At 63.2% G+C, this 12,038-nt stretch carries 12 protein-coding genes; 11 read left to right on the top strand and 1 reads right to left on the bottom strand.

Annotation, left to right across the window (positions count from 1 at the left end):
- The first annotated feature begins 206 nt into the window (after positions 1-206).
- The 7 genes from cysS (at position 207) to rarD (ending at position 6,894) form a co-directional block, all read left to right on the top strand.
- Positions 207-1,622 (top strand): cysteine--tRNA ligase, encoded by a 1,416-nt coding sequence (cysS, locus tag ICI42_RS14250; protein ID WP_188165252.1) that lies wholly within the window; start codon positions 207-209, stop codon positions 1,620-1,622.
- 243 nt (positions 1,623-1,865) lie between these two features.
- The gene (locus ICI42_RS14245; RefSeq protein ID WP_188165251.1) at positions 1,866-2,261 is read left to right on the top strand and encodes an endonuclease domain-containing protein; all 396 of its coding nucleotides are present in this window, start codon (positions 1,866-1,868) and stop codon (positions 2,259-2,261) included.
- A complete protein-coding gene (locus ICI42_RS14240; protein WP_188165250.1) occupies positions 2,258-2,749 on the top strand; it encodes a GFA family protein in 492 nt (163 codons plus the stop codon). The genes ICI42_RS14245 and ICI42_RS14240 overlap by 4 nt, the downstream gene beginning before the upstream one ends.
- Positions 2,746-3,222: a GFA family protein gene (locus ICI42_RS14235; protein WP_188165249.1), complete on the top strand. Its 477-nt coding sequence runs from the start codon at positions 2,746-2,748 to the stop codon at positions 3,220-3,222. Before ICI42_RS14240 ends, ICI42_RS14235 begins: the two co-directional genes overlap by 4 nt.
- Positions 3,219-4,172, top strand: coding sequence for a prolyl aminopeptidase (pip, locus tag ICI42_RS14230; RefSeq protein WP_188165248.1), 954 nt, complete (start codon positions 3,219-3,221; stop codon positions 4,170-4,172). The genes ICI42_RS14235 and pip overlap by 4 nt, the downstream gene beginning before the upstream one ends.
- A 54-nt stretch (positions 4,173-4,226) precedes the next feature.
- A complete protein-coding gene (gene cimA / locus ICI42_RS14225; RefSeq protein WP_188165247.1) occupies positions 4,227-5,843 on the top strand; it encodes a citramalate synthase in 1,617 nt (538 codons plus the stop codon).
- Between the two features lie 124 nt (positions 5,844-5,967).
- Positions 5,968-6,894, top strand: a complete 927-nt coding sequence (gene rarD / locus ICI42_RS14220) for an EamA family transporter RarD (protein WP_188165246.1) — start codon at positions 5,968-5,970, stop codon at positions 6,892-6,894.
- A gap of 1 nt (position 6,895) precedes the next feature.
- Here the strand turns inward: rarD and ICI42_RS14215 are convergent, their stop codons facing one another.
- Positions 6,896-7,507: an LOG family protein gene (locus ICI42_RS14215; protein ID WP_188165245.1), complete on the bottom strand. Its 612-nt coding sequence runs from the start codon at positions 7,505-7,507 to the stop codon at positions 6,896-6,898.
- Between the two features lie 156 nt (positions 7,508-7,663).
- On the opposite strand from ICI42_RS14215, the gene ICI42_RS14210 reads away from it, so the two are divergent.
- From ICI42_RS14210 to ICI42_RS14195, 4 genes are all read left to right on the top strand, one after another.
- Positions 7,664-9,022, top strand: coding sequence for an Ig-like domain-containing protein (locus ICI42_RS14210; protein ID WP_407945163.1), 1,359 nt, complete (start codon positions 7,664-7,666; stop codon positions 9,020-9,022).
- Between the two features lie 87 nt (positions 9,023-9,109).
- A complete protein-coding gene (locus ICI42_RS14205) occupies positions 9,110-9,436 on the top strand; it encodes an ArsR/SmtB family transcription factor (protein ID WP_188165243.1) in 327 nt (108 codons plus the stop codon).
- Positions 9,437-9,455: 19 nt separating this feature from the next.
- Positions 9,456-11,351 (top strand): ABCB family ABC transporter ATP-binding protein/permease, encoded by a 1,896-nt coding sequence (locus ICI42_RS14200; protein ID WP_188165242.1) that lies wholly within the window; start codon positions 9,456-9,458, stop codon positions 11,349-11,351.
- The gene (locus ICI42_RS14195) at positions 11,344-11,988 is read left to right on the top strand and encodes a class I SAM-dependent DNA methyltransferase (protein ID WP_188165241.1); all 645 of its coding nucleotides are present in this window, start codon (positions 11,344-11,346) and stop codon (positions 11,986-11,988) included. Before ICI42_RS14200 ends, ICI42_RS14195 begins: the two co-directional genes overlap by 8 nt.
- The last annotated feature ends 50 nt before the right edge of the window (positions 11,989-12,038 follow it).

The raw sequence follows: 12,038 nt of genomic DNA, 5'->3' as shown, positions 1-12,038 counted from the left end.
TCTTGACGCTGCGTCTTGACGGCAACAGGTGAGGGCGCGATAAAGCGGCCATGAAAACGTCTTTTGCCATCTGCGGCATTTGCATTATTGGCTAGCGCTCGCGCTGGTCCGGACGTTTTCGCCTCATCTCCAAAAGACAGGACAAACGCCCCGGCCAGCAGGCCGCGTCACGTATTCGGCATGCGCCGAATGAGGGGAAGTGGGTTATGTCCGAAGCATCCAGGGGTTTGCGACTTTACAACACGCTGACGCGCTCGAAGGAGGATTTCGTCCCCATCGATGCCGGTAACGTGCGCATGTATGTCTGCGGCCCCACGGTCTACGACTTCGCCCATATCGGCAACGCCCGGCCGGTCATCGTCTTCGACGTGCTGTTCCGGCTGCTTCGCCATCTCTATGGCGAGACGGCTGTGACCTATGTCCGCAACATCACCGACGTGGACGACAAGATCAATGCGCGCGCCTTGCGCGATTTTCCGGATCTGCCGTTGAACGAGGCGATCCGCCGGGTCACGGAAAAGACCGCCGACCAGTTCCACGACGACGTCAAGGCACTGGGATGCTTGCAGCCGACGGTGGAGCCGCGCGCAACCGAGTTCGTGCAGCCGCGCGCCGACGGTCGTGCCGACATGATTACGTTGATTCACCGTCTGATCGAACGCGGCCATGCCTATGAAACCAATGGCGAAGTGCTGTTCGACACCGCCTCCATGGCCGACTACGGGCACCTGTCGAAGCGGCCGCTGGACGAGCAGCAGGCCGGCGCACGCGTCGAGGTCGATGCGCAGAAGAAGAACCCGGCCGACTTCGTGTTGTGGAAGCAGTCGTCGCCCGAGGAGCCAGGCTGGGACAGCCCCTGGGGCCGTGGCCGGCCGGGCTGGCACATCGAGTGCTCGGCGATGTCGGCGGCCTATCTCGGCGAGGTGTTCGACATCCATGGCGGCGGGCTCGACCTGATCTTCCCGCACCACGAAAACGAGATCGCCCAGTCCCGCTGCGCCCATGGCACCGATGTCATGGCCAACTACTGGCTGCACAACGGCTTTCTCCAGGTCGAGGGCCAGAAGATGTCCAAGAGCCTGGGCAATTTCTACACCATCAACGAGTTGATGGAGACGGAGACCTTCGGCGGCAGGAAGTGGCCGGGCGAGGTGCTGCGCCTCGCCATGCTGATGACGCACTATCGCGAGCCGATCGATTTCAGTGTCAGGCGGTTGGAGGAGGCGGAGAATATTCTGCGCAAGTGGAAGCGCGCGGCGGACGGTGCCGATGCTTCAGGCGGGCTGCCCGAAGGTCTGCTCTCGGTTTTGTCCGACGATCTCGCGACGCCTGCGGCCGTGCAGCTCCTGTCGCAAGTGGCGTCTCGTGCGCTTGACGATGTTGCCGAGGCACCGCGCCTGCGCGCTGCGCTCGCCTTCCTGGGTTTCTCGCTGCAGGCTGCCGAATTGGACAGGCCAGAGGTGGAACGCACTATAGCTCGCCGCCTCGACATGATAGCGGCCAAAAACTGGGCGGAGGCCGACAAGATCCGCGACGAGCTTCTGGCCCAGGGTGTCCAGTTGAAGGACGGCAAGGACCCCGTTACCGGCGAGCGCATCACGAGCTGGGAGGTCAAGAGATAGCGATGGGATTGGCCGTTCGCCTTTGCTGTGTGGAGACGTTGGCGGGACAACGCCCCCCTCTGTCCTGCCGGACATCTCCCCCGCATGGGGGGAGATTGGATGTCTCGTCGGCTTTCGCTAATCGCAGGCGTTCCAAAAGAGGCGCGGAGCGCGGAGCTGCTGATCTCCCCCCATGCGGGGGAGATGTCCGGCAGGACAGAGGGGGGCGCCGTAGAGCGCTGACATACCGGCAAGGACATTTCCATGCCGCATGACATCGTCGCTCCACGCCAACGCAAAAATGCCAAATCGATGCGCAAGGTGATGACCGAAGCTGAGTTGAAGCTTTGGAACGAGCTTCGGGCGCACAGGCTGATGGGGCTCTCCTTCAGGCGGCAAGTGCCGATCGGACCCTATATCGTCGATTTCGCCTGTTCGGCGAAGCGCTTGGTCGTCGAAGTCGACGGTTCTCAGCATGGAGAAGCAACTCAGGCCGAATACGACGCGGTGCGTGACACTTTCCTCCGTTCCGCCGGCTGGACCGTTCAGCGGTTCTGGAACGATGACGTGCTCAGGGATATTGATGGTGTGTGCCAGCATATCGTCATTGCGTCCGGCCTGACAGCCAACCCCGCGACGAACCAGGGAGGAACTGCATGAGTCTCGACAACAAACCGGTCTACACAGGCGGATGCCAGTGCGGCGCGGTACGCTTCCGTGTCGAGGGCGCGCTGGGCGATGCCTCGGTGTGCCACTGCCGCATGTGCCAGAAAGCCGTGGGCGGCTTCTATGAGCCGCTGGTGTCGGTGCGCGGTGCCGAGGTGACCTGGACGCGCGGCGAGCCGAAGCGGTTCCAGTCGTCCAATGTCGGCCGGCGCGGCTTTTGCGGCGAGTGCGGCACGCCGCTGACCTATGAAGCGCCGGATGGCATGGCGCTGACCATCGGCAGCTTCGACGAGGCCGAAAGCATCGCACCAAAAATCCAGTGGGGCATCGAGGCGAAGCTGCCTTATGTCGACGGCGTTGCCGCGCTGCCGGGCGAGGACACCATGGCCGATGTCGGCGCGACCGACTTCCTGGCGCATCTCGTTTCCTACCAGCATCCCGACCACGACACCGATCAATGGCCTCCGGAGGGCAGATCATGAGTGACACCTACAGAACAGGCGGCTGCCAATGCGGTGCGGTGCGGTTTCGCATTCGCGGTGAGCTGGGACGCCCATCCATCTGCCATTGCCGCATGTGCCAGAAACAGTTCGGTTCGTTCTTCTCCGCGTTGGTGACAGCGCCGAAGGACGGTGTGGAATGGGTCCGCGACGAGCCGAGCTATTTCCAGTCGTCGGTCAACATCGACCGCGGCTTCTGCAACCAGTGCGGCACGCCGCTGACCTACCGCCATGAGGGCCGGCTGGAGATTGCCATCGGCGCCTTCGACGACCGGTCGGACCTCCAGCCGCAGATCCAGGTAAACTACGCAGCGCGGCTACCCTGGGTGACGGAGATTTTCGACGCGCCGATTTATGAGGACCAGGCGTTCTACTCGCGGCAGGAGGGCATCATCTCCTTCCAGCATCCCGATCACGAGACCGAGAACTGGCCGGCACACGGGTTGAAATTATGAGCGAATTGCGCGGCTTCTATCCCGAGATCGAACCGTTCGAGACCGGCATGCTCGATGTCGGCGACGGCCATACCATCTATTGGGAACGGATCGGCACGAAGGGCGCCAAGCCCGCCGTTTTCCTGCATGGCGGGCCGGGCAGCGGTGTTTCACCCCTTCAGCGGCGTGTGTTCGATCCGGAATTGTACGACGTCGTTCTGTTCGATCAGCGCGGCTGCGGGCGCTCGACGCCGTTCGCCGGGCTGGACAACAACACGACGTGGCATCTGGTCGCCGATATCGAGCGGCTGCGCGAGATGGTCGGCGTTGAAACATGGCAGGTGTTCGGAGGGTCGTGGGGTGCGACGCTCGCGCTCGCCTATGCCGAGACCCATCCCGAGCGTGTCAGCGAACTCGTCGTGCGCGGCATATACACGCTGACCAAGGCGGAACTCGCCTGGTACTACCAGTTCGGCGTCTCCGAAATGTTCCCCGACAAGTGGGAGCGTTTCCTCAAGCCCATTCCCGAAGCCGAGCGCGGCGACCTGATGGCCGCCTACCGCAAGCGGCTGACCGGCGACGACCACGCCGCGAAGCTCGAAGCCGCCAAGGCCTGGAGCATCTGGGAAGGCGAGACCATCACGCTGCTGCCTGACCCGTCGTTGAGCCACAAGCATGACAAGGATGATTTCGCGCTCGCCTTCGCGCGCATCGAAAATCATTATTTCACTCATGCCGGCTGGCTCGAGGAAGGGCAACTGATCCGCGATGCGCATAAGTTGCGCGGCATTCCCGGGCTGATCGTGCACGGCCGCTACGACATGCCGTGCCCGGCGCGCTATGCGTGGGAATTGCACAAGGCGTGGCCGGATGCGGAGTTCCACCTGATCGAGGGCGCGGGACACGCATTCACCGAGCCGGGCATCCTCGACAAGCTGATCCGGGCCACCGACCGCTTCGCAGGCAAATAGGCCCGAATTCGATAGACACCCAACCGTCCCGAACGGCGCGTACAGGCATCCGACATGAGCAAAGAACGCATCTACCTCTTCGACACGACGCTGCGCGACGGCCAGCAGACGCCCGGCATCGATTTTTCGGTCGAGGACAAGATCGAGATCGCCAAGCTGCTGGACGGCTTCGGCATCGATTATGTCGAAGGCGGCTATCCCGGCGCGAACCCGACCGACACCGCTTTTTTTGCCCAGAACCGCACCGCGGATGCGCGTTTCGTCGCCTTCGGCATGACCAAGCGGGCAGGGGTTTCGGCCTCCAACGATCCCGGCCTTGCAGCACTGTTGCAGGCCAAGTCGGACGCGGTCTGCTTCGTCGCCAAGAGCTGGGACTATCATGTCCGCGTGGCGCTGGGCTGCACCAACGAGGAGAATCTCGACTCGATCGGTGCCTCGGTGGAAGCGGCGATTGCCGCGGGCAAGGAAGCGCTGGTCGATTGCGAGCATTTCTTCGATGGCTTCAAGGCCAATCCCGACTATGCGCTGGCTTGCGCCCGGACGGCGCTGGATGCCGGCGCGCGCTGGGTGGTGCTGTGCGACACCAATGGCGGCACGCAGCCCGCCGAGGTGCGCGAGATCGTCGGCAAGGTGATTGCCTCCGGCGTGCCCGGCGCCCGGCTCGGCATCCACGCGCATGACGACACCGGCCAGGCGGTGGCCAATTCGCTCGCCGCCATCGAGGCCGGTGCGCGCCAGGTGCAGGGCACGCTGAACGGCATCGGCGAGCGTTGCGGCAATGCCAACCTGATCACGCTGATCCCCACCTTGATGCTGAAGCCGCTCTATGCCGAGCGCTTTTCCACCGGCATCCCGCAGCAGGGACTGGCTGGCATCTCGCGGCTGTCGCGTGCGTTCGACGAACTGCTCAACCGCGCGCCGGAAGCGCAGGCGCCCTATGTCGGCGGCTCTGCCTTCGCCACCAAGGCGGGCATCCATGCCTCGGCGCTGATCAAGGAGCCGGCGACCTATGAGCATGTGCCGCCTGAAACGGTGGGCAACCGGCGCAAGGTGATGGTGTCGGACCAGGGCGGCAAGGCCAACTTCATCGCCGAGTTGAAGCGGCGCGGCATCGACGTGCCGCGCAACGACCAGAGGCTTGATGCGCTGATCGCCGTGGTCAAGGAGCGCGAGGCCGAAGGCTATGCCTATGAAGGCGCGGATGCGAGCTTCGAACTTCTGGCGCGCAAGATGCTGCACACGGTGCCGGAGTTCTTCAACGTCACCAGCTTCCGCTGCATGATCGAGCGGCGCTTCGACGCCAACGGCAATATCAAGACCGTATCGGAGGCCATCGTGAAAGTGGTGGTCGACGGCGAGGAGCGTATGTCCGTGGCCGAGGGTCATGGCCCGGTCAACGCGCTCGATTTGGCGCTGCGCAAGGATCTCGGCAAGTTCCAGCACGAGATCGGCGATCTGGAACTGGCGGACTACAAGGTGCGTATCCTCAATGGCGGCACGGAGGCCATCACCCGCGTGCTGATCGAATCGCATGACTCCACCGGCGCGCGCTGGTGGACGGTGGGCGTGTCGGACAACATCATCGAAGCCTCGTTCCAGGCCTTGATGGACTCCATCGTCTACAAGCTGATGAAGAACCGTGAAATGGCGGGGCTCGTGGCCGCGGAGTAGGATCAATCTCGTTACAGGTGCTCAAGCTCTGGGCATCCTGCCCGTTGATCCATCAACGAAAAGCGACTGAACCATCAGAACTTTGCAATGGCGCGGAACGCCTTGCGGGTGCATAGGCAGGATCATGGCACTCCAGTCCACCCCTGTCGAAAACGATGCCGCCGCCCGCGAGAGCGGCTCGTCGCGCGGTTTTCTATTTGCGCTGTCGGCCTATCTGCTTTGGGGCGGCCTTCCGCTCTACATGAAAGCTGTCGCGCATATTCCCGCCGCCGAGGTGGTCGCGCATCGCGCCGTGTGGTCGGTGCCTTTGGCCGGCCTCATCATCGTCTGGCTGGGACGTACGGCGGACATCAAAATCGCGCTGAGCACGCCGCGCATGCTGGGCATGGCTGTGCTGACGGCCGCCATCATATCGGTCAACTGGGGTGTTTATGTCTGGGCGATCGGTGCGGGGCGCACGGTCGAGGCAGCGCTTGGCTACTACATCAATCCGCTGTTCAGCGTGTTTCTGGCCGCAATGTTTCTCGGCGAGAAGCTGACGAAGCCGCAGCTCGTGGCCATCGGCCTCGCGGTGATCGCGGTCGGCATCCTGACGTGGGAGCGGGGCGGCCTGCCTTGGGTCTCGGTGAGCCTGGCGGTGTCCTGGGGTTTTTACGCCATGTTCAAGCGGTCGCTGCCGATCGGGCCAAACCAGGGCTTTTTCATCGAAGTGCTGATCATCAGCGTGCCGGCGCTCGGCTACATCGCCTGGCTGGTCGCCACCGGCAACTCGCATTTCGGCAGCCTTGCCGGCACCGATGCCTGGCTGATCATGGCCTCCGGCATCGTCACAGCCGGACCGCTCATGCTGTACGCCAATGGCGCGAAGCTCTTGAAGCTCTCGACAATCGGCATGATGCAATACATAGCGCCCAGCATCATCTTCCTGGTCGCCGTCTTCGTCTTCAAGGAGCCGTTCACGCTGTCGACCTTCGTCGCCTTCCTGTTCATCTGGTCGGCGCTGATCGTCTTTACCTGGTCGGTGTTCTTCGGCAGCCGCAAACCGGACTGAATCACATCTTGTCGATGACGGCGCTGACGCCCTCGGTGGGAGCGTTGTCGGCGCTTGCCGCCGTGATGATGGCTGCCACGACAGCATCGGCCTGATCGATCACAAGCGGCTGCACCAGATGCGAGGTGTGGACGAAACCTTCCTGCTTCATGTGGTCGATCAGCGTCAGCATCGGATCCCAGAAGCCGGCAATATTGGCGAAGACGATGGGCTTGCGATGATGGCCGAGTTGCGCCCAGGTCATGATCTCGACGATCTCTTCCACCGTGCCGATGCCGCCGGGCAAGGCCACGAAAGCGTCGGATTTCTCGAACATGATATGCTTGCGCTCATGCATGTTCTCGGTGATGACCAGTTCGTCCAGCCGGGCGAGGGCGGTTTCGGTGGCTTCCTTGTTCATCAGGAAGCGCGGGATGATGCCGGTGACCTTGCCGCCCGCGCGCAGGGCACCCTCGGCGACCGCGCCCATGATGCCCTTGGTGCCGCCGCCATAAACAAGGCGGACGTTGGCTTGTGCGAGCGACCGGCCGAGCTGCTGTCCGGCCTTGAGATAAATCTCATCCTTGCCGGGAGATGAGCCGCAGTAAACGCAGATGGATCGAATCGTGTTCATGGCGTCGATTGGGTATTTCGTTTGATGGCGAGGTCAAGCGTTATTGGGCTTTTTCTTGTCGCGTCGCACAAAACACGCTAGACCCGGCTAAAGACGACGAGGGCAAAAATAACCATGGCGATGACGGCGGGAAAAGGACTTCTTTTCGGAGCAGGGGTGATTATCGCCGCCGGCGCGGTGGCGTATTATTCGGGCGCGTTCAATTCGCAGCCGGAACCTGCGAGCCTTGCCTCCGTTCCCGCGCAGCCGGCACCCGCCGCGCCGGCGCCTGCCTCCGACAGCCCAGCCCCGGCAGCGCCGACCTCTCCAGCGGCGCCGGCCTTGCCAATCAACCCGGCCGCGCCCGCGGCAACGCCTGCTCCGGCAGGACCTGTCGCCGACGCCGCACCGGCCGCGCCGGGCACCGCCGCACAGGCACCGGCACAGCAGCAGGCAACGCCTGAAATCGTCCCGCCGTCTTTCGATGTGGTTCGCGCCGAGGGCGATGGATCGCTGGTGATCGCCGGCAAGGCCGCGCCGAATGCGCAGGTCGAGGTGATGAAGGGCTCCGGCGTGCTCGGCAGTGCGACCGCCGGCCCGAACGGCGATTTCGCTGTCGTGCTCGACAATCCGCTGGCACCGGGCGACTACCAACTCGTATTGAGGGCGACCAACCCCGACAAGGTCGTGGCGATGTCTCCCGAGACCGCCGTGGTCTCCATCCCCGACACTCCGTCCGGCCAGGTCCTGGCGCTGGTCGAGCAGGCGGGCAAGCCCTCCGAACTGATCACCGTTCCTCAGCCGCGCCAGCCGGTGGCCGATGCGCCTTCCGCTGCGCAGCCGCAGGCGCCTGACGCTCCGGCAACCGCGGGCACGCAAACCGAGGCCACTGCCCCGGCGCAGCAGCCGGCGGCCCCTGTGCAAGCCGCCGCGACAGGCCCCAAGGTTTCCGTCGAGGCCGTCGAGATCGAAGGCGACAAGATTTTCGTTGCCGGCATTGCCGATCCGGACCGGCGCGTTCGCGCTTACGCCAATGAGGTTCTTCTGGGCGATGCCATTGCCTCGCCGGATGGCCGCTTCCTGATCGAGCAGCAGCGCCGGCTTCCCGTTGGCGATTATATCATCCGCGTCGATGCGCTGGACAAGGACGGCGCGTCGGTCATTGCCCGCGCCGCCGTACCCTTCGAGCGCGAACCGGGCGAACAGGTTTCCGCAGTCGCCGCTCCTGCCGCCGCGCCTTCTGAAGCACCTGCCAACGCACGCGTCGCAGCGGCCCACGACACGGCCACCGCCGCCAAGCTGCAGCCCGCCAGCGGCGCCGTCATCATCCGCAAGGGCGATTCGCTGTGGCGGATTTCGCGCCGCGTCTACGGCCAGGGCGTACGCTATTCCAACATCTACATTGCCAACCAGCCGCAGATCCAGAATCCTCATAAGATCTGGCCCGGTCAGGTCTTCAAGGTCCCGACAAAGGCGGATGACGGCACCGACGCCGACATGAAGGCGTTGAAAGACCAGGCGACGACCGTCCAGTAGATATCGGTTCCCTGAATTCAGCCGATGTCAGCATGAACCTACTGCGGGCTTGCTTAAATCGGCTTCATCGTATATCGACGATGGACGATGAATACCAAGACTGCAGATATTTCCGAAGGCGATCCCAAGGTGGGCGCGGCGGCTAAATTCGCTGCGCTGTCGCATCCGGCGCGGCTCGAAATTCTACGCCGGCTGGGCGGCAGTTCGCCATGCTGCTGCAAGGATGTGGTCGATCATCTCGACCTTGCGCAGTCGACAGTCTCGCAGCATCTGAAGATTCTCGTCGAGGCAGGGCTGGTCCGTTATGCGCCCCAGCGCCCGCGCTCGCTGTATGAAATCAATCCCGAAGCGCTTTCATCGCTGTCCTCCACGCTTGCGGCGATGGTCGAGGACTGCTGCAAGCCCTGCCGGTAATCCGTACTGGACCTGACCATTGGCTGAAAAAACCGTCTCCGCAGAGAGGGGCTCAACCTTCTCCACGCTGCGCAATCTGTGGCCTTATATGTGGGCTGCCGACCGGCCCGACCTGAAGGCCCGCATCGTCTGGGCCACTGTCTTTCTCGTCATCGCCAAGCTGACGCTGGTGGCGGGACCGTATTTCTTCAAATGGGCCACCGACGCGCTGGCCAACGATGCTCATACGCCGCCGCCGCTGCCCGTCTTTCTGTTGGCGCCGGTGATGCTGGTCATCGCCTATAATGTGCTGCGCCTGGTGCAGCTCGGCTTCAATCAGTTGCGCGACGCGCTGTTTGCCCGTGTCGGCCAGCATGCTGTGCGCCAGCTTGCCTTCAAGACCTTCGTGCATATGCACGAACTGTCGCTGCGCTTCCATCTGGAGCGGCGCACCGGCGGCCTATCGCGTATCATCGAGCGCGGCACGAAGGGCATCGAGACCATCGTCCGCTTCACCATTCTGAACTCGCTGCCGACGGTGCTGGAGTTCGCACTGACGGCGGCGATCTTCGCCTATGCCTATGGCTGGAAATATGTGGCTGTTATGGCGATTACCGTCTGGCTCTACACATGGTTCACCGTGTGGGCGAGCGACTGGCGCATCAAGATCCGCCGCGAGATGAACGATTCCGACACCGATGCCAACAGCAAGGCAATCGACTCGCTGTTGAACTTCGAGACGGTGAAATATTTCAACAACGAGCGCATGGAAGCCGAGCGCTTCGACCGCTCCATGGCGCGCTATGAAGAGGCCGCGACCAAGACCTGGACCTCGCTCGGCTGGCTGAACTTCGGCCAAGGCATCATCTTCGGCGTCGGCACCACCGTCATCATGGTCATGTCGGCATTCGAGGTGCAGGCGGGCACGCAGACGGTCGGCGATTTCGTCTTCGTCAATGCGATGATGATGCAGCTGTCAGTCCCGCTCAACTTCATTGGCTTCATCTATCGCGAAATCCGCCAAGGCCTGACCGACATCGAACAGATGTTCGACCTGCTCGACGTCGACCAGGAAGTGCTCGACAAACCCGGCGCCTTGCCGCTCGCGGTGGAGGCTGCGCGCGTCGAGTTCCGCGACGTGCATTTTGCCTATGACCAGAACCGCCAGATCCTCAAGGGCATCAGCTTCGAGGTGCCGGCCGGCAAGACGGTGGCCATCGTAGGTCCCTCCGGGGCGGGGAAGTCGACGATCTCGCGGCTTTTGTTCCGCTTCTACGACATCCAGAGGGGGGCGATCCTGATCGACGGGCAGGATCTGCGCGACGTGCAGCAGGAAAGCCTGCGCTCGGCCATCGGCATGGTGCCGCAGGACACGGTGCTGTTCAACGACACGATCAGCTATAACATCCGCTATGGCCGCATGAGCGCGACCGAGGACGAGGTGCGGACCGCAGCCGAACTGGCACAGGTCGCCGACTTCATCGAACGCCTGCCTGACGGCTATAAGGCAATGGTGGGCGAGCGCGGCCTGAAACTGTCGGGCGGCGAAAAACAGCGCGTGGCCATTGCGCGCACCATCCTGAAAGCGCCGCCGATCCTGATTCTCGATGAGGCGACATCCGCGTTGGACAGCCACACCGAGCAGGAAATCCAGGCCGCGCTCGATCTCGTCAGCCGCGACCGTACGACCATCGTTATCGCGCACCGGCTGTCTACCGTGGTCGGCGCGGATGAGATCATCGTGCTCAAGGACGGTGTGATCGCCGAACGCGGGCGCCACGCCGAACTGCTCGCGCAGGCCGGCCTTTATGCTTCGATGTGGGATCGCCAGCGCGAGGCCAGCGAGGCGGAAGAACGCCTGCGTGCTGCCCGCGAGGAAGACGATCTGGGCGTGGTGACGCGCCGGCGCACGCCGGAAATTGCCACCGATGGCTGAAACGGAGGACGATCCGGCGGCGAACGCTGCCGACAACGTGGTCGGACTCTATGAGCGGCAGGCCGAATTGTGGGATCGCCTTCGCGGCCGTTCGCTGTTTGAACGGATCTGGCTGGATCGGTTCCTCGCCTTGGTTCCCAAGGGTGGAAGCGTCCTTGACCTCGGCTGCGGTTCTGGTGAGCCGATAGCCAGATATTTTATCGAATGCGGCCACCCTGTGACCGGCGTCGATTCCTCCGAATCGCTTATTGCCTTCTGTCGTCGTCGTTTTCCGGACCAGGAATGGCTATTGGCGGATATGCGGCAACTCGATCTCGGAATGCGGTTCGACGGCCTCGTGGCCTGGGACAGTTTCTTCCATCTGCCGCCGGCTGAGCAACGCCCGATGTTTTCGCGGTTCGCGCAGCATATCAGGCCAGGCGGCGTCCTCATGTTCACGAGCGGTCCGCACCACGGCGACGCCCTCGGCGCGTTTGGCGGCGAGACGCTTTATCACGGCAGCTTGGCGCCAGAAGAATACAAGGCGCTGCTGGGCGAAAACGGCTTCGACGTGCTCCGCCATACCGTTGAAGATCCGGACTGTGGCGGTCACACGATCTGGCTGGCTGCGCTGAGGCGGGTGAACTGCGGCGATTGAAGCGCGCGGGATCAACCAATGTTTCGTTGCGGTGAGGGGGTGTTTCCGAT

Origin of the sequence: Oryzicola mucosus (assembly GCF_014534685.1) — a bacterium.
Taxonomy (GTDB): Bacteria; Pseudomonadota; Alphaproteobacteria; order Rhizobiales; family Rhizobiaceae; genus Oryzicola; species Oryzicola mucosus.
The sequence above is the reverse complement of the archived record's forward strand: the minus strand, read 5'-3'. Positions and strand labels throughout refer to the sequence as shown.

Excerpts from the sequence above, each read along its gene's own strand:
- pip (WP_188165248.1), top strand. The coding sequence starts at position 3,219 with ATGAGCGAATTGCGCGGCTTCTATCCCGAGATCGAACCGTTCGAGACC.
- cimA (WP_188165247.1), top strand. The coding sequence starts at position 4,227 with ATGAGCAAAGAACGCATCTACCTCTTCGACACGACGCTGCGCGACGGC.
- ICI42_RS14240 (WP_188165250.1), top strand. The coding sequence starts at position 2,258 with ATGAGTCTCGACAACAAACCGGTCTACACAGGCGGATGCCAGTGCGGC.
- ICI42_RS14235 (WP_188165249.1), top strand. The coding sequence starts at position 2,746 with ATGAGTGACACCTACAGAACAGGCGGCTGCCAATGCGGTGCGGTGCGG.
- rarD (WP_188165246.1), top strand. The coding sequence starts at position 5,968 with ATGGCACTCCAGTCCACCCCTGTCGAAAACGATGCCGCCGCCCGCGAG.
- ICI42_RS14215 (WP_188165245.1), bottom strand. The coding sequence starts at position 7,507 with ATGAACACGATTCGATCCATCTGCGTTTACTGCGGCTCATCTCCCGGC.
- cysS (WP_188165252.1), top strand. The coding sequence starts at position 207 with ATGTCCGAAGCATCCAGGGGTTTGCGACTTTACAACACGCTGACGCGC.
- ICI42_RS14245 (WP_188165251.1), top strand. The coding sequence starts at position 1,866 with ATGCCGCATGACATCGTCGCTCCACGCCAACGCAAAAATGCCAAATCG.
- ICI42_RS14205 (WP_188165243.1), top strand. The coding sequence starts at position 9,110 with ATGAATACCAAGACTGCAGATATTTCCGAAGGCGATCCCAAGGTGGGC.
- ICI42_RS14195 (WP_188165241.1), top strand. The coding sequence starts at position 11,344 with ATGGCTGAAACGGAGGACGATCCGGCGGCGAACGCTGCCGACAACGTG.